This is a genomic window from Streptomyces sp. NPDC111520 (assembly GCF_055635295.1).
Genome location: NZ_JBVKBW010000002.1, coordinates 395,468 through 421,319 on the forward strand (window position 1 = coordinate 395,468; position 25,852 = coordinate 421,319).

Annotated in this window: 22 protein-coding genes; 13 read left to right on the forward strand and 9 right to left on the reverse strand. The window is 73.4% G+C overall.

Translation table 11 applies throughout. From position 1 onward, the window contains the following. The first annotated feature begins 169 nt into the window (after positions 1-169). Both pdxH and ACZ7MY_RS05875 read left to right on the forward strand, forming a co-directional pair. On the forward strand, positions 170-793 hold the full coding sequence (gene pdxH, locus ACZ7MY_RS05870; RefSeq protein WP_499600276.1) for a pyridoxamine 5'-phosphate oxidase: 624 nt from the start codon (positions 170-172) through the stop codon (positions 791-793). A 361-nt stretch (positions 794-1,154) separates the two neighbouring features. Then, a complete protein-coding gene (locus tag ACZ7MY_RS05875) occupies positions 1,155-2,471 on the forward strand; it encodes a PAS domain-containing protein (protein ID WP_499599897.1) in 1,317 nt (438 codons plus the stop codon). A gap of 72 nt (positions 2,472-2,543) precedes the next feature. Here the strand turns inward: ACZ7MY_RS05875 and ACZ7MY_RS05880 are convergent, their stop codons facing one another. Next, positions 2,544-3,293 (reverse strand): SIS domain-containing protein, encoded by a 750-nt coding sequence (locus ACZ7MY_RS05880; protein ID WP_499599899.1) that lies wholly within the window; start codon positions 3,291-3,293, stop codon positions 2,544-2,546. A 111-nt stretch (positions 3,294-3,404) separates the two neighbouring features. Between ACZ7MY_RS05880 and ACZ7MY_RS05885 the strand changes: the two genes are divergently transcribed. Then, positions 3,405-4,097, forward strand: a complete 693-nt coding sequence (locus tag ACZ7MY_RS05885) for an iron-dependent transcriptional repressor DtxR (protein ID WP_018559992.1) — start codon at positions 3,405-3,407, stop codon at positions 4,095-4,097. Between the two features lie 560 nt (positions 4,098-4,657). Continuing rightward, entirely contained in the window at positions 4,658-5,545 is an 888-nt protein-coding gene (locus tag ACZ7MY_RS05890; RefSeq protein WP_499599900.1) for an alpha/beta fold hydrolase, read from the forward strand. Between the two features lie 55 nt (positions 5,546-5,600). On the opposite strand, the gene purU is transcribed toward ACZ7MY_RS05890, so the two are convergent. Both purU and ACZ7MY_RS05900 read right to left on the reverse strand, forming a co-directional pair. Then, complete coding sequence (purU, locus tag ACZ7MY_RS05895; RefSeq protein ID WP_499599901.1) at positions 5,601-6,485, reverse strand: formyltetrahydrofolate deformylase; 885 nt, start codon at positions 6,483-6,485, stop codon at positions 5,601-5,603. Positions 6,486-6,661: 176 nt separating this feature from the next. Next, positions 6,662-7,108: an SCO4402 family protein gene (locus ACZ7MY_RS05900; RefSeq protein ID WP_499600277.1), complete on the reverse strand. Its 447-nt coding sequence runs from the start codon at positions 7,106-7,108 to the stop codon at positions 6,662-6,664. A 196-nt stretch (positions 7,109-7,304) separates the two neighbouring features. Between ACZ7MY_RS05900 and ACZ7MY_RS05905 the strand changes: the two genes are divergently transcribed. Further along, complete coding sequence (locus ACZ7MY_RS05905) at positions 7,305-8,543, forward strand: ABC transporter substrate-binding protein (protein ID WP_499599902.1); 1,239 nt, start codon at positions 7,305-7,307, stop codon at positions 8,541-8,543. 111 nt (positions 8,544-8,654) lie between these two features. Here the strand turns inward: ACZ7MY_RS05905 and ACZ7MY_RS05910 are convergent, their stop codons facing one another. Both ACZ7MY_RS05910 and ACZ7MY_RS05915 read right to left on the reverse strand, forming a co-directional pair. Beyond that, entirely contained in the window at positions 8,655-9,953 is a 1,299-nt protein-coding gene (locus ACZ7MY_RS05910) for a hypothetical protein (protein WP_499599903.1), read from the reverse strand. A 204-nt stretch (positions 9,954-10,157) separates the two neighbouring features. Then, a complete protein-coding gene (locus tag ACZ7MY_RS05915; protein ID WP_499599904.1) occupies positions 10,158-11,540 on the reverse strand; it encodes an NsdA family TPR-like regulatory protein in 1,383 nt (460 codons plus the stop codon). 271 nt (positions 11,541-11,811) lie between these two features. On the opposite strand from ACZ7MY_RS05915, the gene ACZ7MY_RS05920 reads away from it, so the two are divergent. The 3 genes from ACZ7MY_RS05920 to ACZ7MY_RS05930 are packed head-to-tail and all read left to right on the forward strand — an operon-like array spanning position 11,812 to position 14,895. Further along, positions 11,812-12,480, forward strand: a complete 669-nt coding sequence (locus ACZ7MY_RS05920; protein WP_499599906.1) for a bifunctional DNA primase/polymerase — start codon at positions 11,812-11,814, stop codon at positions 12,478-12,480. A gap of 34 nt (positions 12,481-12,514) precedes the next feature. Continuing rightward, on the forward strand, positions 12,515-13,330 hold the full coding sequence (locus ACZ7MY_RS05925) for an ABC transporter ATP-binding protein (RefSeq protein WP_499599907.1): 816 nt from the start codon (positions 12,515-12,517) through the stop codon (positions 13,328-13,330). Next, positions 13,327-14,895 (forward strand): transporter, encoded by a 1,569-nt coding sequence (locus ACZ7MY_RS05930; protein WP_499599908.1) that lies wholly within the window; start codon positions 13,327-13,329, stop codon positions 14,893-14,895. Before ACZ7MY_RS05925 ends, ACZ7MY_RS05930 begins: the two co-directional genes overlap by 4 nt. A gap of 42 nt (positions 14,896-14,937) precedes the next feature. Here ACZ7MY_RS05930 and ACZ7MY_RS05935 read toward each other — a convergent pair whose 3' ends face one another. Together ACZ7MY_RS05935 and ACZ7MY_RS05940 are read right to left on the reverse strand one after the other, a co-directional pair. Next, positions 14,938-16,233, reverse strand: coding sequence for a maleylpyruvate isomerase N-terminal domain-containing protein (locus ACZ7MY_RS05935; protein ID WP_499599910.1), 1,296 nt, complete (start codon positions 16,231-16,233; stop codon positions 14,938-14,940). After that, on the reverse strand, positions 16,230-16,778 hold the full coding sequence (locus tag ACZ7MY_RS05940) for a sigma-70 family RNA polymerase sigma factor (RefSeq protein ID WP_499599912.1): 549 nt from the start codon (positions 16,776-16,778) through the stop codon (positions 16,230-16,232). The genes ACZ7MY_RS05935 and ACZ7MY_RS05940 overlap by 4 nt, the downstream gene beginning before the upstream one ends. A gap of 219 nt (positions 16,779-16,997) precedes the next feature. On the opposite strand from ACZ7MY_RS05940, the gene ACZ7MY_RS05945 reads away from it, so the two are divergent. From ACZ7MY_RS05945 to ACZ7MY_RS05955, 3 genes are all read left to right on the forward strand, one after another. Next, positions 16,998-17,375, forward strand: coding sequence for an STAS domain-containing protein (locus ACZ7MY_RS05945; protein ID WP_499599914.1), 378 nt, complete (start codon positions 16,998-17,000; stop codon positions 17,373-17,375). Between the two features lie 299 nt (positions 17,376-17,674). Continuing rightward, positions 17,675-19,051, forward strand: a complete 1,377-nt coding sequence (locus ACZ7MY_RS05950; RefSeq protein WP_499599915.1) for a glycosyltransferase — start codon at positions 17,675-17,677, stop codon at positions 19,049-19,051. Positions 19,052-19,152: 101 nt separating this feature from the next. Next, positions 19,153-20,625, forward strand: a complete 1,473-nt coding sequence (locus tag ACZ7MY_RS05955) for a cellulose binding domain-containing protein (protein WP_499599917.1) — start codon at positions 19,153-19,155, stop codon at positions 20,623-20,625. 79 nt (positions 20,626-20,704) lie between these two features. Here ACZ7MY_RS05955 and ACZ7MY_RS05960 read toward each other — a convergent pair whose 3' ends face one another. Both ACZ7MY_RS05960 and ACZ7MY_RS05965 read right to left on the reverse strand, forming a co-directional pair. Next, complete coding sequence (locus ACZ7MY_RS05960) at positions 20,705-21,808, reverse strand: tetratricopeptide repeat protein (RefSeq protein ID WP_499599919.1); 1,104 nt, start codon at positions 21,806-21,808, stop codon at positions 20,705-20,707. Positions 21,809-21,870: 62 nt separating this feature from the next. Then, on the reverse strand, positions 21,871-23,370 hold the full coding sequence (locus tag ACZ7MY_RS05965) for a class I adenylate-forming enzyme family protein (RefSeq protein WP_499599920.1): 1,500 nt from the start codon (positions 23,368-23,370) through the stop codon (positions 21,871-21,873). Between the two features lie 168 nt (positions 23,371-23,538). Between ACZ7MY_RS05965 and ACZ7MY_RS05970 the strand changes: the two genes are divergently transcribed. Further along, positions 23,539-24,735 (forward strand): amidohydrolase family protein, encoded by a 1,197-nt coding sequence (locus tag ACZ7MY_RS05970; protein ID WP_499599922.1) that lies wholly within the window; start codon positions 23,539-23,541, stop codon positions 24,733-24,735. Beyond that, a complete protein-coding gene (locus ACZ7MY_RS05975; RefSeq protein WP_499599923.1) occupies positions 24,726-25,847 on the forward strand; it encodes an acyl-CoA dehydrogenase family protein in 1,122 nt (373 codons plus the stop codon). The genes ACZ7MY_RS05970 and ACZ7MY_RS05975 overlap by 10 nt, the downstream gene beginning before the upstream one ends. Positions 25,848-25,852: the final 5 nt, after the last annotated feature.

Below are 25,852 nucleotides of genomic sequence, written 5' to 3' on the forward strand. Positions count from 1 at the left end.
CGGATACCCGGCTGTAAGTCTGTCCCCTCCGGCAGGTGACGTGAAGCGTGAGGTCCGGCACATGTTGCGGGGACTTCCCGCGTGGGTTCCCCCGCAGCGTCCGGCACACGGTGCCGCCGCCGTGCTGCAAGATGTGCGGGTGCAGCACAGCCACCACGACCCCGCCGCCATGCGCAAGCAGTACCGCGCCCACGGACTGACCGAGGCCGAGCTGGCCGGCGACCCGTACACCCAGTTCGCGCACTGGTTCGCCGACGCCGTCAACGCCCGCGTCGACGAGCCCAACGCCATGGTGGTCTCCACCGCGGGGGCCGACGGGCTGCCCAGCTCGCGCACCGTCCTGCTGAAGAGCTACGACCACCGCGGCTTCGTCTTCTTCACCAACTACGGCTCCAGGAAGGGCCGCGAGCTCACCGAACGGCCCCACGCCTCGCTGCTCTTCCCCTGGCACCCGATCGCCCGCCAGGTGATCGTGGCGGGGGACGTCGAACGCGTCTCGCGCGAGGAGACGGAGGCGTACTTCCGCACCCGGCCGCACGGCTCGCGGATCGGCGCCTGGGCGAGCGCGCAGTCGTCGGTGGTGGGCTCGCGGGAGGAGCTGGAACACCGCTACGAGGAACTGGCGGCCCGCTTCCCCGAGGGCACGGAGGTGCCCGTGCCGCCGCACTGGGGAGGCTTCCGGGTCGTCGCGCGCGGCGTGGAGTTCTGGCAGGGGCGGGAGAACCGGCTGCACGACCGTCTGGTGTACACCGCAGCCGAGGGCGGCTGGACGGTACGGCGCCTGTCGCCCTGAGGGGCGGGAGCGTTCACCGCCCGCAGACGCAGACGACCCGCGGGCTGCTTCCCGGACGGCGAACCGTCCGGGCATCGGCCGGACGAATCCGACGAGCCCGCGGGTCGGGTGACTGCGATGGATTGGCCCGCTACGCACATCGCGCGCAGGCGAGGAACGCAGGCGTCAGCCCGCAGCCACCTCACGCGTCCGATGGGAAATCATTCTCCGGACCACCTCCCTTCATGTGTGCTCGCAACCCTAGGAAACGGTCCGGCGGACGACAAGCGGTTTTTTTCCGCCCCGGAAGAGGCGGTCCCGAGGCGACCGAATTTCGTGAAGTTCCTGTGTCGTCGGTCACACAGGGGTTGAATGTCCAGACGTGCAGTCATTCGATGCGACGCCGCAGCTGCTCGCCGCGCTCCTCGACGGCATGGAGGCCGGACTCTGTGCCCTGGACCGCGACGGAGTGATCACGCACTGGAACTCCGAGGCCACCCGCATCCTGGGCTGGACCGCGGAGGAGGCCGTCGGCCGGCGCGGGTTCGCCGGCTGGGCGGCGCGCACCGCCGACGCCGAGGAGGTGCGCGGACGGCTGCTCGGCGCCATGGACGCGGAGGGCCGCCAGGTCCACGAGTTCGCGCTGCTGACCAAGGACGGCCGCCGCGTGCTGGTGCGGACCCAGGCCGCCGCCGTGCACGGCCCCGACGGACGTCCCGCGGGCGTCTACTGCGCCTTCTCCGAGGTGCACGCGCAGATCGACCTGGAGCGCTCGATAGCCCTCAGCGAGGCCCTCTTCGACGACGCGCCGTGCGGGGTCGTCCTCGTCGACGCCGACCTGCGTCCCGTCGTCGTCAACGCGTACGCCGCCCGTGTGCTGCGCACCAGCCGGGACGCGCCGCTCGGGCGGCCGCTGGGCGACTTCCTCGACCAGGGCGCGGAGGAACTGGAGAGCGCCCTGCAGCACGTGCTCGCCGAGGGCGCGCCCCCCGCGCCCAGTGAGCTGTGGGTGGGCCTGCGGGCGGACGGCGGCGCACGCTGCTGCTGGCGCAGCGGCTTCGTGCGGCTCGGCTCGCCGCTGGGCGAGGAACCGGTGCCCCTCGGCGTCGGATGGCTCTTCCACGACATCACCGACACCAAGCTCGCCGAGCAGGAGGCGGCGCGGCTGCGCTTCCGCAGCAACCAGCTGCACCGCGCCGCGCTGGCCGTCGCCGAGTGCGAGGACCGCCTGGAGGCGGCGACCTGCTACGTGGACTTCGCCCTCGCCGGGTTCGCCGAGCACGCCCTGCTCGACGTGCTCGCGCCCGACGGGGTGCGCCTCGTCCGGGCCGCCGCCACGCCCCCCGGCGGAGCCGGGCCCTGCCTGCCGGTGTCCGGCGGCATCCCGGTCCGCTACGGCGAGGGGCACCCCGCCCTGCAGGCGGTCGCGCGCACGGGCTCCGTCCGGGCCGGCTTCGGGGCCGCGGCCGCGGAGCCCGCCTCACGGGCCCAGGTCGACAGCTGGGCCGCCGCGCGGCGCTGGCCCGACGGCACCGTCCACGGGCTGTGCGCCGTGCTGCGCAGCCGCGGCCGCACGCTCGGCGTGCTCACCTTCCTGCGCGGCGCGGGCCGCCGTCCCTTCGACCGCGCGGACGCCGCCTTCGCCGAGGACGTCGCGCTGCGTGCGGCGGCCTGCCTCGACCTGCCGCCGCGGGTGTGACGGCGGGCCCGGCGGCGGTACCGGTGGTGGTCCGGCGGAGGCCCGACGACGGTCCGGCGGCGGCCTGAGCGCTCAGTGGCGGTAGAAGATCCGGTCCGCGTACTGCTCGAAGACCTCGGCGTTCCACTCGTGGCCGCCGTCGACGTTGCCCGAGCGGAGCATGGGCGGGGTGACGCCGCGTTCCGCCAGGTCCGCCGCGGCTGTGGCCACGACGGCCTGCATCAGCGCGCTGGTCACCACGGTGGAGGCCGGGCCGAACGGGGCCGGGATCCCCGGTACGGACAGCTCGGCGTCGCCCGGCGCGATCTTGCTGTCCACGACGACGTCGCAGTGGTCCTTCAGGAAGGTGCCGCTCGCGTGCCGTGAGTGCGTCTCCTTCGCGTACGCCACCGATGTGACGCCGATCACCGTCATCCCGAGCGCCTTCGCCTCCAGCGCCATCTCGACCGGGAGCGGGTTGCGGCCGGAGAGGGAGATGACCACCAGGAGGTCGCCCGCCCGGGCGGGGGAGCTGCGCAGCACGACGCGGGCCAGGCCGCCGACCTGTTCGAGGGCACTGCCGAGGGTGGCGGGGACGACGTCCACGCCGACCGCGCCCGGCACGGCCAGCAGGTTGACCAGGGCGAGGCCGCCCGCGCGGTAGACGACGTCCTGGGCGGGGAGCGAGGAGTGCCCCGCGCCGTAGGCGAACACCCGCCCCCCGTTCGCCACGGTGTCCGCGAGCGCGGCCGCGGCCGCCTCGATCCCCGCGGACTCCTCGTCCCTCACGCGCCTCAGCAGTGCGATGGCGGCATCGAAATATGTGGCGGCCAGATCGGTCATGCCGAGAACCGTGCTGCCGCGGCGTCCGCCTGTCAACCACAGGGCCCCGGTTGTCGGTCGCATGCGTCAGAATTGAGTCCAGGGCCACGTACGAGCCACCGAGGGGCACGCATGTCCGGACTGATCGACACGACGGAGATGTATCTCCGCACCATCCTTGAGCTGGAGGAGGAGGGTGTCGTCCCCATGCGCGCCCGAATCGCCGAACGGCTCGACCAGAGCGGACCGACGGTCAGTCAGACCGTCGCGCGCATGGAGCGGGACGGGCTGGTGCACGTCGCGGGCGACCGGCATCTGGAGCTGACCTCCGAGGGCCGGCGGATCGCGACGCGCGTGATGCGCAAGCACCGGCTGGCCGAGTGCCTGCTGGTCGACGTCATCGGGCTGGAGTGGGAGCACGTGCACGCCGAGGCGTGCCGCTGGGAGCACGTGATGAGCGAGGCGGTCGAGCGCCGCGTCCTCGAGCTGCTGCGGCACCCGACGGAGTCGCCGTACGGCAACCCCATCCCCGGCCTGGAGGAACTCGGCGAGAAGGACGGCGCGGACCCCTTCCTGGACGAGGGCATGGTCAGCCTGATCGACCTGGAGACGGGCCAGGCGGGCGCGAGCGTGGTCGTGCGGCGGATCGGCGAGCCGATCCAGACGGACGCCCAGCTGATGTACACCCTGCGGCGGGCCGGTGTGCAGCCGGGCGCAGTGGTGTCGGTGACCCCGTCGGCGGGCGGCGTGCTGGTCGGCAGCGGCGGCGAGGCCGCGGAGCTGAGCACGGAGACCGCCTCGCACGTGTTCGTCGCCAAGCGCTAGGACCCCCGCTCCCCGGGACTCCTCCGCGGTCCGGCGCGCCTTTCGGGTGCGCGCGGGCGGGGTTCGTGCTGGAGGAGGCAGCTGACGGAACCGGTGCGTCGGGGTTCCCCGCCGGCCGGTCGGTCGGTCGCGTCGTTGTTGCGGGGCGAGGGGGCGCTGGTGCTGCGCCGGGTCCGTGTGGTTCCGCGCCGTGGGCCGGACGGTCGGGGTCCTTCCCTGCGCTCCTCCCGGCCCTTGCCCGATGCCGGCTTGATCAACGGGGCCTTGTCCGAGGGACCCCGGCGCCTCCCCATGCGCCGGAGTCCCTTCCTCCCCCGATTCCCCCGTCCCCTCCCCTGGGCCCCCGTGGAGGCCACCCGGATCCCCGAGCTGTCCGGGTGGCTCCCCGCTGCCCGTCTTCCCCGCCGGGCCGCGTCCCGCTGAAGTCCTCCCCTCGGCGCGGGCCGGCAATCCTTGAGCGTTGTCACTCGAAAGAGCGGTGTTGCGCGTGTGAAGACGCGTATAGAACAGGCTTTCGATAACCTGGGGGTCTGAACGTCACGTACCAGGGGGTGCGGCACATGGTCAGGCGCGTCGAAGTCACCGGAGCGGGCGGCCTCCCGCTCACGGCGTGGGAGTACGCCGACGGGTCCGCCTCCGGGCCCGGGGCGGTGTCCGGGGAAGCCCCGCGGCCCGCTGTCCTGCTGCTGCACGGCCTGATGGGACGGGCCTCCCAATGGGCCGGCACCGCCCGCCGGCTCGCCGCCCGCCACCGGGTGGTCGCCCTGGACCAGCGCGGTCACGGAGGCAGCGCCAAGCCCGAGGGGCCCTACACGCGGGACGCCTACGTGGCCGACGCGGCCGCCGTCGTCGAACAGCTGGGGCTCGCGCCGGTCACCGTCGTGGGGCACTCGATGGGTGCCCTCACCGCCTGGCAGCTCGCCGCCCGCCGGCCGTCGCTGGTGCGGGCCGTGGTCCTGTGCGACATGCGGGCGGTGGCCCTCGGGGAGGCGAGCCAGCGCCGCTGGGAGGACTGGTTCGGGGCCTGGCCGCTGCCCTTCCCCGGGCCCGACGCGGTGCGCCGTTGGTTCGGCGAGGAGGATCCCTGGCTGGAGGGCTCCCGCCCGGCGCGGGGGGAGTTCTTCGCCGAGGTGATGGAGGAGCACGCCGACGGCTGGCGCCCGGTGTTCACGCGGCGGCACATGCTGCGCTCCCGTGAGTCCTGGATCCACGACGCCCACTGGGACGAGCTGGCCCAGGTGTCCTGCCCCGCCCTCGTCGTCCGCGGCTGGGACGGCGAGCTGGGCCGTGCCGAGGCCCAGGAGATGGTGCGGGTGCTGCCCCGGGGCTCGTACGCGGAGATCCCCGACGCCGGGCACCTCGTCCCCTGGGACCAGCCCGAGGCCTGGTACGCGGCGGTCGAGACCTTCCTGGCGGACGTCGCGGGCCTGCCGGTGTGCCAGGCCTGACCGGGCGCGGGACGCCGGGAGGCGAGCGCTGAGCGGGGAGCGGCGGCGGCGGGGGTCAGGCGAAGACGACCGTGCGGCGGCCGTTGAGCAGGACGCGGTGCTCGCTGTGCCACTTCACGGCGCGCGCCAGGGCCTGGCACTCCACGTCGCGGCCGATGGCGACCAGCTGCTCCGGGTTGACCTCGTGGCCCACCCGCTCGACCTCCTGCTCGATGATCGGGCCCTCGTCGAGGTCGGCGGTGACGTAGTGCGCCGTCGCGCCGATCAGCTTCACCCCGCGGGCATGGGCCTGGTGGTAGGGCCGGGCGCCCTTGAAGCTGGGCAGGAAGGAGTGGTGGATGTTGATGATCCGGCCGGAGAGCTCCTTGCAGAGGTGGTCCGACAGCACCTGCATGTAGCGGGCGAGGACGACCAGTTGGACGTTCTCCTTCTCCACCAGCGAGAGCAGCTCCGCCTCGGCCTCGGCCTTGTTCTCCTTCGTTACCGGGATGTGGTGGAAGGGGACGTCGTAGGAACCCGCCAGTTCGGCGAAGTCGGTGTGGTTGGAGACCACGGCGGCGATCTCCACCGGAAGCGCGCCGATGCTGGTGCGGAAGAGCAGGTCGTTGAGGCAGTGCCCGAACTTGCTGACCATCAGGATGACGCGCATCCGCTCGGCGGAGGGCGTGATCTGCCAGTCCATGGCGTAGGCGTCGGCGACGGCCGCGAAGCTGGCCCGCAGCTTGTCGGCGGTGACCGGGTGGCCCGCCGAGAAGTGCACCCGCATGAAGAACAGCCCGGTGTCGTGGTCGCCGAACTGCTGGCTGTCCTCGATGTTGCACCCGGTCATGAAGAGGTAGCTCGACACGGCGTGCACGATGCCCGCCTTGTCGGGGCACGACAGGGTGAGGATGTACTGCTGGTCCTGCGGCTGCGGCTGCGACTCGTCGGCGGCGTTCACGGGGCTAGCGTCGCACAAAGTCGCCCCGTCGTTCCAAGCCGTCCGCCAGCCGGGCGCCCGGGTGTCGTCGCAGGTGGCACCCGGCTGCCGCGGCGCTCGCGCCGGTTCGCGGCGCGACGGAAGGCCGCGCGGGACGACGGCACGGGCCGGCGGGAGCGGACGGCGGTGCCGAGGGCTCAGGCCGTGCGTGTGTAGATCTTGAGGATTTCCAGTGAACGCGGCGGCGTGTCCGGGTCCTCGCCGTCCCCGGTCGCCAGCCGCACGTGCGCCTCGCGGGCCGCCCGTACCGCCTCCGGCCAGGCGTGGTTCTCCAGGTACGCGGAGACGGGGGCGTCCGCGCCCACCTGGTGCAGGATCTTCAGCACCCGCAGCACGGCCACGTCGACCAGGGCCGCCTCCTGGGAGTCCCGGAAGACGGTGCCCACGTACTTCTCCGCGGACCAGTTGTCCAGCCAGGTGTCCTCGACGAGGCGGTAGACGGCGTCGGTCACGTCGCCGTAGCCCGGTTGCCCGGCGAGCCAGACGTCGCGCTGGAACACCGGGTCGCTGATCATGTGCAGCGCCGAGCGCACGTTCGCGCGCCAGCGCCACCAGGGCATGTCGTTGAGCGGCATGCCCCCCATCGTGGACGAGCGGGTGCCGCGGCGGGAAGACTTCTCCGTACTCTGCACAGTGCACGATCGTACGTGCTCCCCGCTTCACACACTCTGTTCACCCGATGGTGACCCTCCGTTCCCTCGTGTTCACCCTGGCGTTGCGGAAAACGCGGAATCTTCCCATTCCATGAGTGATTGCCGCACACGCAGAGCCGTTCCGTTCGTGTCGGCGATCGCCGGCGTCGCCCTGCTCGCAGGATGCGGCACGCTCCCCGGGGGGACGGGCGGCACCACCGGCCCGATCGTCGTCATGACCTGGGCGCCGCAGAACACCAACGCGACCAACATGCCGGGCATGCCGGCGATGGCCAAGACCTACGCGAAGTACGTCAACGCCCGCGGCGGCATCGCCGGCCGGGAGTTGAAGGTCATCACCTGCAACGACCACAACACCGCGATCGGCGCCGGCGACTGCGCCGAGCAGGCCGCCGACGCGGGCGCGGTCGCGGTCGTCGGCTCCTACAGCCAGTACGGCGCCGCCTTCACCACCACGCTCGAGGCCGAGGGCATCCCGTACCTCGGCGGCTACGGCATCACCCAGGACGAGTTCGAGAGCCCGCTCTCCTACCCCATCAACGGCGGGTTGCCCGCGCTGATGGCCGGTGCCGGCAGTCAACTGGCGGGCAAGTGCGACAAGGTGAGCCTCGTACGCCCCGACACCGCCGCGGGCGACCTCTTCGTGCGCTTCCTCGACGCGGGCCTGCGCGCCGCGGGCCGTTCCGGTGCCACCGACCTGCGCGCCGCCGAGGACGCCACCGACTACAACGCGATATCCCGGCAGGCCATCGGCTCCAACAAGCCCGGCGACTGCGTGAGCGCCGCACTCGGCGACAAGACCGCCACCTTCTTCGACGCCTTCCGCCGCACGACGACCACCGACCCGCTCTCCGGCCTGGAGGACGGCCCCCAGGCGCGGATCGCCTCCGTCCTCGGCAGCGTCCAGCAGTCCACCCTCGACAGCACCGGCGGCAAGAACAGCCCGCTGGAGGGCGCGTACATCACCGGCTGGTACCCGCCGGCCTCCGACTCGCGCTGGGCGCTGATGCGGAACACGATCAAGCGGTACGCCTTCGGCAACAACGACATCGACCCGAACGACCCGGGCGTGCAGACGACGTGGATCGCCTACACCGCCCTCACCGAGGTCATCGAGAAGATGGGCAAGGACCAGGCGGTCACGGCGCCGACGCTGAAGAAGGCGCTGGACGGGGCGCACAACGTCTCCACCGACGGCCTCACGCCCCCGCTCGGCTGGCGGGACGAGGACGCGGCCGCCATCATCGAGCAGCCGCGACTGGTCAACGGCCGGGTCACCTTCCAGAAGGTCGAGAAGGGCCGGCTGGTCGCCGCGCGCAAGGGCTTCGTGGACGTGACGAAGACCCTGGAGAACGCCCCGGGCTGACGCCCGGCCGGGCGCCGGGAACAGCGGCCCGCGACGCCGGGGGACGCCCGGACAGCCGGAGCGCCGGCGGCCACGGCCGCCGGCGCTCCGTCGTTTCACGGGGAACCCGCGTCAGAGCTGGCTGCCCTGGTGCTGCGTCAGCCCGTACTTCTTCGCGATGGGGTTCCACAGCGCCGCCGCACGCGCCTTCGCCTGCGTGGCGGTGCCGCTCTGGGTGTTGCCCGCCGAGTACTGGCCGGTCGGGCGCGCCTGGTCGTGACGGCAGAGCTTCTTGGTGCTCTTCACCTGATCGGCCCAGGCCGCGTAGTGGTTGTCGGCGGCCGCGGAGGCCGTCCACGCCTTGTTGAGGGCGTCGGTGAGCTCCTGGTGGGCGGGGAGCTTGTCCACCGGCAGCGACTTCAGTTGCGCCATCAGGTCGTTGCGCTGCTGCGCGGCGGCCCGCAGATCGGCGGCGGCCCCGTCGAGGTTCCGGCAGCCCTTGATGCCGGCGACCGCGTTGATCACCGAGGTCCGGTTGCTGCCGCTCGTCTTGAGCAGTGCCTCCAGCCCCTTGGCCTGCTTCTCCGCCGCGTCGTCGCCGCCGCCCCCGGAGGACGCCGGGGCCGAGGCGCTGGACGAGGGCGCGGGGGACTGGCCGCCCGCGGTCGGGCTGTCGTCCCCGCCGCTCATCAGGGCGCCGGCGAGGAGACCGGCCACGGCACAGCCGCCGACGACGATGCCGATCAGCGCGGCCGGGGTCATCCTGCGGCGGGCCGGGGCGGGCTCGTCGTGGTCGTAGGACGGCTGCGGCGCGTAGGCGGGCTGTCCGTACGCGGGCTGGCCGTAGGCGGGCTGTCCGTAGTCCGGGGTCGCGGCGTAGCCCGGCTGCTGCGCGGGCGGGCCGTCCTGGCGGTAGAGGTGCCCGAAGTCGTCGTGGGGCTGCTGTGGCGCGAGCATCCCGTCGTCGTGGCCCTGGTGACCCTGGGGGTCGTGCGGGTAGCCGTAGCCGGGTGCCTGCTGCGGGGCCTGTGCGTCCTCGAAGCGCGGCAGGTGCTGGGTGGCGTCCGCCTCGGCCGGGGCGCCCGGGTGCACGCCGTAGGAGGCGTCGGCCATCGGGTACGGCGGCAGCATCTGTGTGGCGTCCGCCACAGGGCCGGGCTGGTACTGGGGCGCCGGGGGCTGCTGCGGCGCATGGGCCGGCATGGGCGGCCGGGCCTGCGGGTACGGCGGGAAGAGCTGTGTCGCGTCGGAGTCCGGGAGGGACTGCTGCGGGGCGCCGTACGCCTGGGGCTGCTCGCCCCACGGCTGCCCGGCCGCGGGGCCGGTACCCCACGTCGTGGCCGCTCCCGGGCCGGGTATGCCCCCGTCCGCGGGCAGCACCACGCCCTCGTGCACCTCCGGATACGCCTCGTCACCGCGTCCGCCGTGCATCTCCGGTACCTCTGCCTTCTCCGTCGCTACGGAATCGTCGGCTCACGCTACCGGGTCTGCTTCGGGGGTCACCACGCCGCGGTCGGTCCCGTGGGGTCCGGGCGGCCGCCGCGTCGCAGAACAGGGTGCCCCTACCGCGGGGTTGATGTCGTTCCTGTAACGATTCGGTGGACGGGGGCGTGTGCCACCCCCGTCCCCGTGCCGTCACGCCGCCAGTTCCTCCTCCTCCAGCCGGGCGTCGAACTCCCGGACGGCGTTCTCCGCCGCGTACGGCTGGAGGCGCAGGCGGAGGTCGTCGAGGTACTCCGCACCGCGGTTGGTGCGGAGCGTGGAGAGCAGCTCGACGGCCCGGGCGCCGGTGTGGCAGGCCTGCTCGACCTCCCGTTGCTGGACCTGGGCCTGGGCGAGCAGCAGCAGCCCGATCGCGCGGCGGCGGGCCTTCTCCGGGGCGTGCCCGGCCAGTGCCTCCTCGGCCCGGCGCACCGCCTGCGGCGCCTGGTTGAGGTCGCGGTGGCAGTGGGCGAGCTCGTCGGCGAGGTAGGCGGGCCCGAAGTGCCGGATCCAGTCGGGGTCGTCGCCCGGCTCGGAGCGCTCCAGCGTCTCCACGGCCTGTCCCGCGACGGCCCCACAGGCGCGCGCGTCGCCCATCAGCGCGTGGCCCCGCGCCTCCGCCGCGTAGAACATGGCCTGCGCGGTGGCGGTGACCTGGCCGCGGGCGCCCTCCTGGGCGGCGCGGGCCAGTTGGGCGATCTCGCGCGGGTTGCCGAGCTGCGCTGCGAGGTGGCTCATCCCGGCGGCCAGGACGTAGCCCCCGTACGCACGGTCGCCCGCGGCCTGCGCCAGCCGCAGCGCCTGGATGTAGTAGCGCTGCGCCAGGCCGGGCTGGCCGGTGTCGACGGCCATGTAGCCGGCGAGTTCGGTCAGTCGCGCGACGGCGGAGAAGAGCTGACGCCCCGTCGCCTCGCGGTAGGAGCCGGCGAGGAGCCCGGAGACCACGCTGTTGAGGTAGTGCACCACCACCGGGCGCACATGACCGCTGCCGAAGCGGTGGTCGAGTTCGTTGAGCGCGCGGGTGGTTGCCCGTACCGCCTCGACGTCGGACATGCCCACGCGCTGCCCGCCGGCCCGCGCGACCTGGGCGTCGGCGCGGGTGATCAGCCAGTCCCGGCTGGGCTCGACCAGGGCCGAGGCCGCCACACTGGAGCCGGTGAGGAAGTCCCGGCGGCCGACGTCGCTCCGCCACAACTCGCAGACCTGCTCGATCGCGCCGAGCACGGTGGGTGAGAAGTGCAGGCCGACGCCGGTGGCCAGGTTCTTGCCGTTGGCCATGCCGATCTCGTCGATGGTGACGGTGCGGCCGAGTTTGCGGCCGATGGCCTCGGCGATGATCGCCGGGGCCCGGCCCCGCGGTTGCTGGCCGCGTAGCCAGCGGGCCACGGAGGTCTTGTCGTAGCGCAGGTCGAGGCCGTGCTCCGCGCCGCACATGTTGACCCGGCGGGCCAATCCGGCGTTGGAGCAGCCTGCCTCCTGGATCAGTGCCTGCAGCCGTTCGTTCGGCTGGCGGGCGACGAGCGGTCGTGCGGCCATGGGCTCCCCCTCACAGCTGCCGCTTTGGGACCTCAAGATCCCTTCCTGAAGATCCCTTCCCGGTACGCGCCACTCAAATTCCCCGCAAAGGACATAATTTGCGGCTGGATGCATGCCTACACACGCAAGGGTGACTACCCGGATGTCGGACCTCCCCCTACCGCGCGCCCCCGCACGTGCTCCCGTGCGCCCGCCATGAGCCGCGAGGCCGGGACCTCACTGCCCGTAACCCGCGCTGGGCAGGGCAGTTGTGAAGGTCGTGGAAGACACCGTGGAACACACCGTCCCAGCCCCGCGGCGGATCGCCGGCCAACTCCTCGACGCCGCCGTCGGGTACGCGGACGAACGGCACTGGGATGTGCTGCCCGGTGCGTGGCTCGTCGAGGACGCCGCCCCCTCCGGCCGCGGCGGCGCGCGCGTCCCGCGCACCCCGCGCTGTTCCTGCGGCGACACCGGCTGCCCCGCACCCGGGGCGCACCCGACCGGGCCGGGCTGGGTGGGGGAGGCGAGCGGCAGCGGCGCCGCGGTACGCAGGATGTGGCTGCGGCAGCCCCTCGCGTCGGTGCTGCTCCCCACCGGGCGCACCTTCGACGCGATCGAGGTCCCCGAGGACGCCGGCTGCCTCGCGCTGGCCCGCATGGAGCGCATGGAACTGCCGCTCGGGCCGGTGCTCGGGACCCCGTCCCGCCGGATGATCTTCTTCGTGCTGCCCGGGGCCGCCGCCAAGGCGCCGGACCTGCTGCGCAGGCTCGGCTGGGCACCGTCCTCGCTCGACCTGGTGGTGCGCGGCGACGGCGACTGGGTGCCGGCCCCGCCCACCCGGCTCGGGACGGGCGGCGTCGTCCAGTGGGTGCGCCAGCCGACGGCCCTCAACCGGTGGCTGCCGGACACCGAGGAACTGATCTCCCCCCTCGCCTACGCCTGCGGCCGCGGACGCTAGCCGGGCCGTACCCCCCTCGGCATAGGGTGGGCGGATGCCGAACGCATCCGTCGCGCCCGCCGTACGTGTCCAGGGACTGTGGAAACGCTTCGGGCAGCAGGTCGCCGTCGCCGGGATCGACCTGAGCCTGCCCGCCGGGCACTTCGTGGGACTCGTGGGGCCCAACGGGGCGGGCAAGACCACGACCCTGTCGATGGTGACCGGACTGCTGCGGCCCGACCACGGCCTCATCGAGGTCGGCGGCGCCGACGTCTGGCGCGACCCGGTCGCCGTGAAGTCCCGCATCGGCGTCCTGCCCGAGGGGCTGCGGCTCTTCGAACGGCTCACCGGCCGCGAACTGCTGGCGTACACGGGGCGGCTGCGCGGCATCCCGGGCGCGGAGACCGACCGCCGCGCCGCGCAACTGCTCGACGTCCTCGACCTGGCCGGCGCCGCCAACAAGCTCGTCGTGGACTACTCGACGGGCATGCGCAAGAAGATCGGCCTGGCCGCGGCCCTGCTCCACAACCCCAAAGTGCTCTTCCTGGACGAGCCCTTCGAGGGGGTCGACCCCGTCTCCGCCCAGGTGATCCGCGGGGTGCTGGAGCGCTTCACCGGGTCCGGGGCGACGGTTGTCTTCTCCTCGCACGTCATGGAGCTGGTGGAGAGCCTGTGCGACTGGGTGGCGGTGATGGCCACCGGCCGGATCGTGGCGCAGGGCCCCATCGCCGACGTGCGCGGGCAGGCGCCGACGCTGCAGGACGCCTTCCTGACCCTGGTGGGCGCCCGAGACCGCGGCCCGGGGCAGGACCTGGACTGGCTCGGCGGGGCGAACGCCGGGGGCGGTCCGGCCGGGGCGGACCGGTCGTGACGGGGACCTTCGTACGGCTCAAGCTGTCGGTCCTCCGCAACGGGCTGCGCCAGTCCACCGGACGCCGGGTCGGCTGGATCGTCGGCACCCTGGTCTCCCTGCTGTACGCGCTGGGCATGGTGGTGGGGCTCGTCCTCCTGCACGGCAACGAGTACGCGCCCGCCGCGGCCGTCGGCGTCGGAGTGGTGCTCGGGGCCGGCTGGGCCGTCATGCCGCTGTTCGTCTTCGGCGGTGACGACACCCTCGACCCGACCCGGCTGGCCATGCTGCCGCTGCGGCCGTGGCCGCTGGTCCGGGCGCTCCTGGTCTCCTCGCTCGTCGGCGTCGGGCCGCTGCTGACGCTCCTGGTGGTGGCCGGCGCGGCGGTGTCCGTCGTGGCGGGGGCCGCCTCGGCGGTGGCCGCGGTGCTCGCGGTGCCGCTGGCCGTGCTGATGTGCGTGGCCGTGTCGCGTGCCGTCGCCGCGGCAAACACCCGCCTGCTGACCAGCCGCAAGGGGCGCGACCTGGCGGTGCTCAGCGGCGTGCTGATCGCGGTGGGCGCCCAGTTGGTCAGCCTGGCCGCCAACGCGCTGACCTCGGGGAACGGCCTGGAGCGGATCAGCGGTTTCACCACCGTGCTGCGCTGGGTGCCGCCGGCGTCGGCGCTGGACGCGGTGCGGTCGGTGGGCGAGGGCTCGTACGGGCTCGCGGCCGCCGAACTCGCCTGGACCGCGGTCGTGGTGGGCCTGGTGCTCCTGTGGTGGCACACCAGCCTGGACCGGCTGATGACCCGCCCGGACGCCTCCACGCTCCAGGCGGGGCCCTCGAGCGTCCGTGAGACCCGGTTCCGGCTGTTCCCCGAGGGACGCACCGGTACCGTCATGGAGCGCCAGTTCCGCTACGCCTGGCGTGATCCGCGCACCAAGGCCGCCTGGGCCACCGCGCTGGCCGTCGGGCTGCTGCTGCCGCTCGTCTCGGCGGTCCAGGACGGCAGCGTCTACACCGCCTGCTGGGCGGCCGGGCTGCTCGGGCTGCAGATGTACAACCAGTTCGGCATGGACGGCTCCGCCTTCTGGACGGTCGCCGCGACCATCTCCTCCCGCGCGGACGCGTACGCGGAACTGCGGGGGCGGGCCCTGGCGATCGCGGTGGTGGGCGTCCCGTACGTGGCCGTCGTCACCATCGGCGCGGCCTTCCTGCTGGGGCGGGCCGACGCGGTGGCCGAGACGCTCGGGCTCTCCTTCGCGCTGCTCGGGGCGCTGGTCGCCACCGGCGCCTGGGCGAGCGTGCGCTTCCCGTACTCCATGCCGCAGGAGAACCGCTTCGGCAGCGCCGCCGCGCCGGGCCAGACGAGCCTGGCGTGGCTCAGCCTCGTCGGGGGCGCGCTGACGGGCGCGGTGATCACGCTTCCGGTGCTCGGCGTGCTGATCTGGCTCCACGTCTCGGGGCGGCACGGCGCGCTGTGGCTCGTACTGCCGCTGGGCTGCCTCTACGGGGCCGCGTTCGCGGTGGCGGGGGTCCGCTCGGCGGCGCCCCGTCTGCTGGGCCGGCTGCCGGAGGTGCTGACGGCGGTGAGCAAGGGGTAGGCCCCGCGCGGCGGAGGGCGGGCGGGCGGGCGGGTGCGGGCCCTAGAGGCGTGACAACGATGCCGTGGCGTACAGGACGTCCCGGATCGCCGCGCCGTCCCCGTCGCGGCCGGCGGCGATGCGGCCGGGGGCGATGTGGCCGGCGGCCAGCTGGCAGAAGTCGAGCTGGTCGACGGCGATCTCGGCGACCACCGCCTCGGGGGTGCCGATCGCGCCGGGCGAGTCCAGGGAGATGTACCAGTGGCCGCCGCCGGAGCCCTCGACGTGGAGGTCGAGGGTGCGGCCGGGGGCGCCGGCCCGCACCAGACGGGCGGAGGACTCGGCCAGCCCCGCCTGCCGGAGCGCGGCCAGGGCGGTGGGCAGCATCCGGGCCGCGAGGTCGATCATGCGGTTGAGGTGCGGCGCCGCCGGCGGCCCGTACTCGGGGTAGTCCAGCGCCTGCGCGATGTCCTCGGCGTGGATCCAGCACTCGAAGGCGCGGTCGATCAGGGCGTCCCGCATCGGCACCACGGCGTCGGTGAAGTCCACCGGCAGGCCGCCGGTCGCGGACCCGGCGAAGGACAGCGTCCGCACGATGTCCCGGGTCTGGGTGCGCCACTTGTTGCGGACGAAGGCGTGCGTGTGGCGGCGGCAGCGCTCGCCGGCCAGCTCGGTGCGCTCCAGGCGCGTACGGGGCGCGCCCGGGCCGAGCGGGTCGTCGAGGCCGAGGGCGGTGGCGACGACGCCGTCCACCGAGCCGAGGTGGGCGAGGACGCCGCAGAGCGTCAGCTCGCGCGCCCCGCCGGCCCAGACCAGCTTGACCGGCATGTCCCACTCGGGTTCGCCGAGGTCGGCGAGGAGCGCGTCCAGGCGCGCGGTCTCGGCGTCGTAGGGGGCGGCCCACTCGGGGACGGGGATGCGCGCCGGGCGGCGCCCCAGGCAGCCCTCCAGGACCCGGGCGCGCAACAGCGGGTCGAGGTCGAGGGACTCCTCCTGGTGCAGCAGGCCCACCGCGCGGCGCAGCCGCATCGCCTCCTCGGCGCAGGGCGCGCAGTCGGTCAGGTGGACGTCGACGGCGCCGGCCTCGTCGCGGGAGCAGGCCGACAGCGCCCACGCGCCGAGCAGGGAGCGCAGTACGCGGTGGTCGTACTCCGGGGGACCGGACCGCGCGGGCTCCCGCGCGGGTTCGCGCGCCGTCTCGCGCGCCGTCTCGGGTGAGGAAGGGGACGGGGACAGGGCCGGGGCCGCGGGTCCGGCCTCGGGCAGCGGACCGTCCTCTGCGGCGCCGCGCGGCATCGGCACCCGGGGCAGGTTGGTCCCGGGCGGGGGAGTCTCGCCGTTCTCGGCCGGTCCGTTCACAGGGACCTTCCCCGGGGCGCGGAGTCCTGGACGGCGGTGGACAGCAACTGGAGCCCGAGCCGCAGGCGGCGGCGGGCCTCGTCCTCGGTGACCCCGAGGTCGGCGGCGGCCTCGCGGTAGTCCATGCGGCGGCGGTAGGCGAGGTCGAGGGCCTGGCGCAGGGGTTCGGGCATGGAGGTCACGATGTAGTCGGCGCGGGCGGCCGTCGAGGCCTCGCGGACCCGGGCCTCCACCTGCTCGGGGGTGCCGGCGCCGCGGTTCTCGGACTGGCGCAGCCGGTGGACGGCCTGGCGCTGGGTGAGGCCGGCGACCCAGGAGCGCAGCGAACCCTGTTTGGGGTCGTAGGCGTCCGGGTTCTCCCAGATGTAGCCGAAGACCTCGCGGGTGATCTGGGCGGCGGCCTCCTCGTCGTCCATGACGCGGTGGGCGAGGCTGTGCACGAGGGAGGCGTAGCGGTCGTACAGCTCTCCGAGCGCGGCCTCCTCGCCGCGCGCGAGCCGCTGCTGCATCTTGCGGTCCCAGCGGGGTGGTGCGGATGCCGCCATCGCGTCTCCCCCTTTGTCGCCGTCGCCCTACTACGGTCGCACTGCCTCGGATCGAATGTATCCGCCGATTGCTGCCACGTACGGCGCCTTGCGGCAAGCTTCTGCCATAACTGATCGATTCTGGTAATGCGTTACCCGGGTGTGACCGGAAGATTGCGGGGAAGCGGCTCCGGCGGGGCATAGGGTCTGTACGACCGCTGCCAGGAGAAGGGCCAGACAGTGGCATTGCAGGTGTTGCAGGACGAACGGGACGGTTGGGTGGTCCTGACCGTGTCCGGGGAGATGGATCTCGTGACCGCGCCGGTTGTGCGCCAGCACGTGCACGACGCGGTGGCCGACGGGCGGCACAGTGTGGTGCTGGACCTGGCCGGGGTCCACTTCTGCGACTCCAGCGGTGTGGGCGTGCTGATCGCCGCCCGGCGGCTGATGCGGTCCTGTGCCGGGCAACTGCGCCTGATCCTCCCCCGGAACAGCCCCTCCGACGGCGTCGCGCACGTCAACCGGGTGCTGGCCGCGCTCGGCGTACGCCGGCTCTTCGAGGTCTTCCCCGACCTGGAGGCCGCCACCGACGACACCGCGGGGCCGATGTCCGCCTAAGGCGCGCCTCCGAGGGGCGGGCGGGTCCGCCAAGTCCTGTGTGAGCACTCTCACATCCGGTGTCCGCTTCGTCCATGAGGCGTCCCTGGAGGCCCGATTGCGGCCCCTCGGGCGAAATCTTCGGAGGACGCACCTTTCGTCGTCCCCCCGCTCGGGTTACCTTCGTGCGCAGAACACGTGTTCAAGGTTCTGTCCGGCGGGTGGGGGCGTTCGTTCGGAGGTCTCCACCGCCCATGCTCGATCTCGCGGGTGCATGGGACCACGTCTCGTGGTCCCTTCGTCATGTGCACTGGTACGGAGTGACCGTCGGTGCACTCCTCGCCGTCAAACTGCTGCTCTCCGTCCGCCGGCGCCGCCGTCCGGAGCTCGCCTTCGACAAGCCGGTGACCCGGCTGCGCATCCACGCCGTGATCACGGTCTACAACGAGGCCCCGGCGATGCTGCGCGGCTGCCTGGAGTCGGTCCTGGCGCAGACCCTGCTGCCGCACTCCCTCACCGTGGTCGACGACTGCTCCGAGGACCACTCGGCGGGGGCCCTGGTCCAGGAGATGCGCCCGCAGTTCGAGCGCGCCGGGGTCCGTCTCGACTTCGTCCGGTTCCCCGACAACCGCGGCAAGCGCCACGGGCTCGCCGCCGGCTTCGGGAAGGAGCCGCTGGCGGACGTCTACCTGTGCGTCGACTCCGACACCCTGCTCGACCGGCACGCCGTCGCCGAGCTCGCCCAGCCCTTCGCCAAGCGCCGGGTCCAGTGCGTCACCGGGCTGGTGCTCGCCCACAACCGCGGCACCAACCTCCTGACCCGCCTGATCGACATGCGGTACGTCAACGCCTTCCTCGGCGAGCGGGTCGCCTACTCCCGCCTCGGCTCGGTGCTCTGTGCCTGCGGGTCGCTGGCCATGTACCGCGGGTGGGTCGTCCGCAAGCACCTCGACGACTTCCTCGACCAGCGGTTCCTCGGCCGCCCGGCGACCTTCGGGGACGACCGGCGCCTGACGTACTACTGCCTCACCGAGGGACTCTCCCTGATCCAGCCCTCGGCGGTCGGCTACACCGACGTCCCCGAGCGCCTCGGTCACTACGTGCGCCAGCAGATCCGCTGGGGCAAGTCGTTCATCCGTGAGGGCTTCCTGCTGCTCGCCAAGCTCCGCCTGCACCGCATGTACTGGTGGCTGAACCTCGTCGAGCTGGTCACCTGGGTCGCCTTCACCGCGGGACTGCTCGCGGCGCTCGTCGCGGTGGTGATGCACCCGCGGGGCTGGACGCTGCTGGCCGGCTACCTCGCCTACATGTGCGTCATGGCCTGGGTGCGCTCCGTCCACTACCTGCGCGGCGCCGCGCAGGTGCGGATCGCCGACCGGCTGCTGACCTTCCTCGCCGCCCCGCTGTACGCCCTGCTCAACATCGGCCTGCTGCTGCCCCTGCGGTTGTGGTCCCTGGCGACGCTGCGGCGCACCAACTGGGGGACCCGCGCCCGGATCGAGGTCGGCGGCGCCCACGACGACATCGCGTTCGAGCCCGCCGGGCAGGCCCACCCGCAGCCCCACCTGCCGCACCAGCGCCGGGAGGCCGCCGGCGGGACGTGGGACCCATGGGACGCGTCCGTGCACCCCGGGACCGCGCCACCGGCCCTCGGCGCCGTCGGCCCGGCCGGGCCCGTGCGCGACACCGCCCCGTAGGCGGCGCGTCCGTTCCCGTCCCGTCCCGTCCGGTCCGGCCGCGTCGCGGAGACCGCATGGCATGCCCTCGGCATCGCCCCTCCACCGTGCTAGGAGCTTCCGTGGGTTCTGCCCGCCCCTCCGTCCGTCCCTCCGTCCGGCCCGAGCGCCCTGTCCCCGCCGGTCACGGCAAACGGCGCCGCCCCGTCCGGAGGGCGGCCGGGTACCTGCTGCTGGCGGCCGCCGTCGGCGCGGGCGTCACGGCGCTGTACCCCGAGTGGCGCGAGGCGCAGCAGCCGCCGCCGGAGCTCACCGTCCGCTACAAGGCGGGCACACCGGTGTCCGCCGGCACGGCCCGGCCGTGGCTGGAGGTCGTCAACACCTCCGACCACCGGGTGCGCCTCGCCGACGTGGCGGTCCGGTACTACTTCACGCAGGACGGCGGCACGCCGTACGCGTTCAACTGCGTCCAGGCCTCGGTCGGCTGCTCGGACGTCGACGGGCGGACCGTCGCCCTGGACGGCCCGGCGGCGAACGCCGACCACTACCTGGAGATCACCTTCACCAAGGCGGCGGGCACCCTGGCGCCCGGCGCGAAGAGCGGCGCCATCGGGGTCCAGCTGTACCGTCCCGGCGGGAAGGTGGACCAGCGCGACGACCGGTCGTTCAGCCCCGCCCACGACACCTTCCGGCCGTCGAAGCTGGTCACCGGCTACCTGGACGGCAGGCACGTCTGGGGCGACGAGCCGGACGGTGAGGCCGGCACGCCTCCCCGGGGCTCCGCCGCGGGCGCGGCACGGCCCGCGCCGCCTCCCGGGATCGTCTTCGACGACTTCCGCTACAGCGGACCCCGGGATCCGGCGCTGCGCGCCCACGGCTGGCTGGTCCGCACCAGCGGGGGCGGGCCCGGCATCCACGACACGTGGTCGTCGCGGGGGGTCGCCTTCCCCGCGGACAAGAGCGCCCTGGGCGGTCAGGTCCTGCGGCTGCGCGCCGCCACCGACGGGACGCGGCGCGGCACCACGCAGGCCGAGGTGCACACCACCGGCACGAAGTTCCTGACCGGGACCTTCGCCGCCCGGATCCGCTTCGCGGACGAACCGGAGAGCGGCCGCAACGGCGACCACATCAACGAGACCTTCTTCATGATCTCGCCCCACCACCACGCCGAGTACAGCGAGCTCGACAACGAGTACCAGCCCAACGGGGGCTGGGGCGCGCCCGGTCCGCGGCTCGACACGACGACCTGGCGCAGCGCCAGGGAGGGGGACCGGGTGACCCGGGCCACGACGGCCGCCCTCCAGGGGTGGCACACCCTCGTCACCACCGCCGCCCACGGTGTCGTGACCTACAGCCTCGACGGGCACGAGCTGTTCCGCACCGGGGGGAAGTACTACCCGACCCAGAACATGTCCGTGAACTTCAACACCTGGTTCGTGGACCTGCCGTTCGCGGGGAAGCGCACCTGGGACATGCAGGTCGACTGGTTCTACCACGACGCCCGGAAGGCGCTGTCCCAGGCGGAGGTGGAGAAGGCGGTCGACGGCCTCGCCGCGGGCGGCACGGGCTACGTGAACACCGTCCGCGAGCCCTGAGCCGCCCCGCGCGGCGGGGCGGCCCGGGTGAGGCGTGGGGCCGGGTGAGGTGTGGGCCCGGGTGGGCGGTCGGCCGGGGTCAGGTGTCGGCCGGGGCGGGTCCCAGTGTGGTGGTGCCGATCGCCGCCCGGTGGCCCAGGCCCGTCCGGTAGGCGTCCAGCGCGGCCTCGACGCGGCCGGAGCGGCGCAGCAGGTCGCCGAGCAGCCGGCAGATGTCCGCCAGGTCCCCGGCGGCTCCCGCGCGTTCCAGCAGCGCCAGGGCGGACACGTAGTGCTCCTCCGCCGCCTCCGGGTCGCCGCGCTCCTCGGCCAGCAGACCGAGCAGCCGGTGCGCGCCGCCGGCGTGGACGGCACCGCGCCACGGGCCGAGCTCGTCCAGCAGCCGGGTCAGCAGCTCCTCGGCCTCGGCGGGCTTGCCGCGCCGCCGCAGCACGTCCGCCAACTCCACCTCGACCTGCACCGTGAACAGCACGGACCGGCCGGCGGACAGCATGTCGCGGGCGGTGCGCAACTCGCGCTCGGCCTGCTCCAGGTCGCCGTCCTGGGAGTGGACGTAGCCGCGCATCCAGTGGCAGTGGGCCAGGTCCGTGTGCAACTCCAGTCGCTGGAACAGCTCCTGCGCCTTGGCCAGCGACGCCTCGGCCTCGCCGGTGCGGCCCGCGACGATCAGGGTGCGGGCGATGCTGCGGTGCATCTGGGCGACCAGGGCCGGATCACCCGCCTCGGGAGCGAGGTTGAGCGCCTGCTCCGCGGCGTGCGCGGCCCGGGCGTATGCGCCCAGGTCGGTGTACGGGCCGATCGACGCGATGTACAGCATCAGCAGGGCGTCGGGATCGGGCCGGGCACCGTCCGGGGCGGTCCGCCGCTCCAGCCGGGTGATGCCCTCCTCCAGCAGATGGGAGGCGTAGCGCACCTCGCCCGCCAGCAGGTGGGAGACGGCCCGGCCGCGCAGGGCTGCGGCGCGCCGGGCGTCGTCGGCCGCCGGGTCCGCGTCCAGCAGCCGTTCCGCGGTCTCGAAGTGGACGCGCGCCTGTGTGAGTTCGCCCGCGTCCAGTGCGGCGTCGCCCTGCCGGAGCAGTTCGAGGGGATCCTGCGGGCCGTCCTGCGGGCCGCTTTCCGGACCTGTGCCGGGACCTTCCTCCAGGCCGTCCTGCGCCCGGTCCTGGCCGTCCTGTGTGCCCACCGTGACCCTTCCCCTCTGGAACTCTTGCGGAGGAGGTTACGCGGCTTTGCGCCGGACGTGCCTCACGCTTTCGTAAAGCGCTCCCTGAGCTTGTACTTCAGCACCTTGCGCAGGGTCTCGTTCCGCGGCAGCGCGTCCACCACCTCGAGCTGTTCGGGCAGTTTGTGGACGGCCAGGCCCGCCTCGCGGAGGAAGGCCGTGACCTCGGCGAGGGTGAGCGGTCCGGCGTCCCGCGGCTGCTCGACGACGGCGCAGACGCGTTCCCCGCGTTCGGGGTCGGGCAGGCCGATCACGGCGGCGTCGGCGACGCCGGGGTGGGCGTAGAGGAGTTCCTCGATCTCCTTGGCCGAGACGTTCTCACCCTTTCGGATGATGATGTCCTTGAGGCGCCCGGTCAGGACCAAATATCCGTCCGAGGTCAGCCTGCCGACGTCCCCGGTGCGCAGGAAGCCGTCCGCGTCGAAGGCCCGCTCGGTCAGCCGCGGGTCCGTGTAGCCCTGGCACACGGCCTCGCCGCGCAGCCTCACCTCGCCGTCCTCGGCGATCCGTATCTCCATGGCGGCGGGCGGGCGGCCCTCGGTGGTGGCGAGCCGGTCGACGGGGTCGCGCGGCGAGCCCATGGTGATCATGGGGGCCTCGGTCATGCCGTAGCCGTGCGCGAGGGCGCAGCCGAGGTCGCGGACCACCGCGTGGTAGAGCTCGGGCGGCTTGGGGGCGCCGCCGCCGGACAGCAGGCGCAGGGTCGGGATGATCCTGCCGCCCGCGGGCTGCTTGCGCTGCTCGGCGAGGAAGAGGGAGTAGAAGGCGGTGCTGCCGCCCGCCATGGTCACCCCGTGCCTGCGGTAGGCCTCCAGGGACTCCGGGAGCGAGAAGTGCTCCAGCAGCAGGGCGGGGAAGCCGCACAGCAGCAGCATGACCAGGTAGTCGGGGCCGCCGATGTGCGCGTAGGGGAAGGCGACGGAGCCGACGTCGTCGGGTCCCAGTTCCAGGGCGAGGGCGAGGCAGGTGCCGCCGGCGATGAGGCTGCGGTCGGTGTGCAGCACGCCCTTGGGTTCGGAGGTGGTGCCCGAGGTCCAGTAGATCCAGCGTACCCGGGTGCCGTCGGTGGGCGGGGCCGGGAGCGAGCCCGGGTCGCCCTCCGGGAGGCAGTCGTAGGCCTCCAGGACCTCGTGGGCCCCGAGGCGGTGGGCCATCGCGGTGTGGTCGAAGCCGCGCCATGTGCCGGGGACGGCGAAGAGGGCGGGGGTCGTCTGGCGGAGGATGTGGCCGACCTCGTGGTCGCGGTAGAAGGGCATGATCGGGGTCTGCACGGAGCCCAGCCGGGCGAGGGCCGCCGAGAGGACCACCGTCTCGATGCGGGTCGGCAGCTGCCAGGCCACCGCGGTGCCGGGCCGGACGCCCCGGGCGTGCAGCCCCGCGGCGACCCGCTCGGCGCGGTCGCGCAGCTGCCCGAAGGTCAGCCGGCGGTCGTCGGTGTCGAGCAGCGCCGGGGCGTCGGGGGTCAGCGCGGCGCGCCCCGCGATGAGCGCCCAGAGGGTCGGTGAGTCGCCCAGGCTTCGCATTTCTTCTCCTCCCGGTCAGGAATCTGACGCAACGTCAGACAGCTTGGCCGGAGCGTAGGTGCCGGGCCGGGTGCGGTCCAGGGTCCGCGCGCCTTCGATGGACGGTCCGGGGCGGCGGGCGTAATGTGAATCTGACGATGCATCAGATTCAAGGAAGGGCGGGGAGCGATGGAACTGCCCCGGATCATCAGCGTCGACGACCACGTGATCGAACCCGCGCACCTCTTCGAGACCTGGCTGCCGGCGAAGTACCGGGACCGCGGTCCCCAGCCGCTGACCGCCGGGATCGGGGAGCTCGCCTACGTCGGCGGCAAGTACCAGATCACGATGGACCCGGACGGGCCGCCGACCGACTGGTGGATCTACGAGGACCTGAAGTTCCCGTACAAGCGGAACATCGCCGCCGTCGGCTTCGACCGGGACGAGATGACCCTGGAGGGCATCACCCGCGAGGAGATGCGGCGGGGCTGCTGGGACCCCAAGGCCCGGCTCGCCGACATGGACCTCAACCACGTCGAGGGCTCGCTCTGCTTCCCCACCTTCCCGCGCTTCTGCGGCCAGACCTTCGCCGAGGCCAAGGACAAGGAGGTCGCCCTCGCCTGCGTCCGCGCCTACAACGACTGGATGGTCGAGGAGTGGTGCGGTGACAGCGGCGGCCGGCTGATCCCGCTCTGCCTGATCCCGCTGTGGGACGTCGGCCTGGCCGTCGCGGAGATCCGCCGCAACGCGGCCCGCGGGGTGCGGGCCGTCACCTTCAGCGAGATCCCCACCCACCTGGGACTGCCCAGCATCCACTCGGGGTACTGGGACCCCTTCTTCGCGGTCTGCGAGGAGACCGGGACGGTGGTCAACATGCACATCGGCTCGTCCTCGCAGATGCCGGCCGCGTCCCCCGACGCGCCGCCCGCCGTCCAGGCCTCGCTCTCCTTCAACAACGCGATGGCCTCGATGATGGACTTCCTCTTCAGCGGGGTGCTGGTGCGCCACCCCCGGCTCACGCTCGCCTACAGCGAGGGGCAGATGGGCTGGATCCCCTACGCCCTGGAGCGGGCCGACGACGTCTGGGAGGAGCACCGGGCCTGGGGCGGCGTGCGCGACGTGGTGCCCGAGCCGCCGTCCACCTACTACTACCGGCAGATCTTCTGCTGCTTCTTCCGCGACAAGCACGGCGTCGCCTCGATCGACGTGGTGGGCCGGGACAACGCGACCTTCGAGACCGACTACCCGCACGTCGACTCGACCTTCCCGCACACCAAGGAGGTCGCCCTCGACCATGTGAAGGGCCTCGACGACGAGACGGTGTACAAGCTCATGCGCGGCAACGCCATCCGCATGCTGGGGCTGGAGCCGGACCGGTGGACCTGACGTACACCGAGGCGGAGCTGGCGTACCGGGAGGAGCTGCGCGGCTGGCTCGCCCGGACGCTGCCCACCCTGCCGCCCGCGCCGGACCCCGCCGACTGGCCCGCCCGGCGGGCGTACGACACCGGCTGGCAGCGGCGTCTGCACGAGGCGGGCTACGCCGACGTGCACTGGAACGCCGACCCGCCCCGGCGGCTGATCTTCCTGGAGGAGACCGAGCTGGCCGGGGCGCCCTACGTCGGCGCGAACTTCGTCGGCCTGCTGCACGCCGGGCCCACCATCGCCGCCGAGGGGACGGCCGGCCAGCGCGCACGCTGGCTGCCCCCGGTGCTGCGCGGGGACGAGGTGTGGTGCCAGGGGTTCAGCGAGCCGGGGGCGGGCTCGGACCTGGCGTCGCTGCGCACGCGGGCGGTGCGCGACGGCGACGCCTACGTGGTCACCGGGTCGAAGATCTGGACCTCGCACGCCGAGGCCGCCGACTGGTGCGAACTGCTCGTGCGCACCGACCCCGGCGCGCCGCGGCACCGCGGCATCAGCTGGCTGGCGATGCCGATGGACTCACCGGGCGTGACGGTACGGCCGCTGCGGACCCTCGCCGGGACCACGGAGTTCGCCGAGGTGTTCCTCGACGAGGTGCGCGTGCCGGTCGCCAACCGGGTCGGCGCGGAGAACGACGGCTGGCGCGTCACGATGGTGACGCTCTCCTTCGAGCGAGGCACCGCCTTCGCCGGGGAGGTCGTCGCCTGCCGTCGGACCCTGCGCGAACTGGCCCTGACCGCCCGGGAAACGGGGGCCTGGGACGACCCCGTGCTGCGGCGCAGGCTGGGCCGGCTGGCGGCGGAGTTCGGCGTCCTGTGGCGGCTGGTCCAGTGGAACGTCAGTGCCGGCGCCCCGGGCTTGGGGGGCTCGGTACTCAAACTGCGCTACTCGCACGCACGGCAGGAGCTCTACGACACCGCCGCCGAGGTCCTCGGGCCCACCGGGGCGCTGGACGCCGACCGCCTGTGGACGGCGGACCGGCTCTCCTCGCTCTCCTACACCATCGCGGCGGGCACGTCGCAGATCCAGCGGAACATCGTCGCCGAGCGGATCCTCGGCCTGCCGAAGGGGGCGTGAGCGCC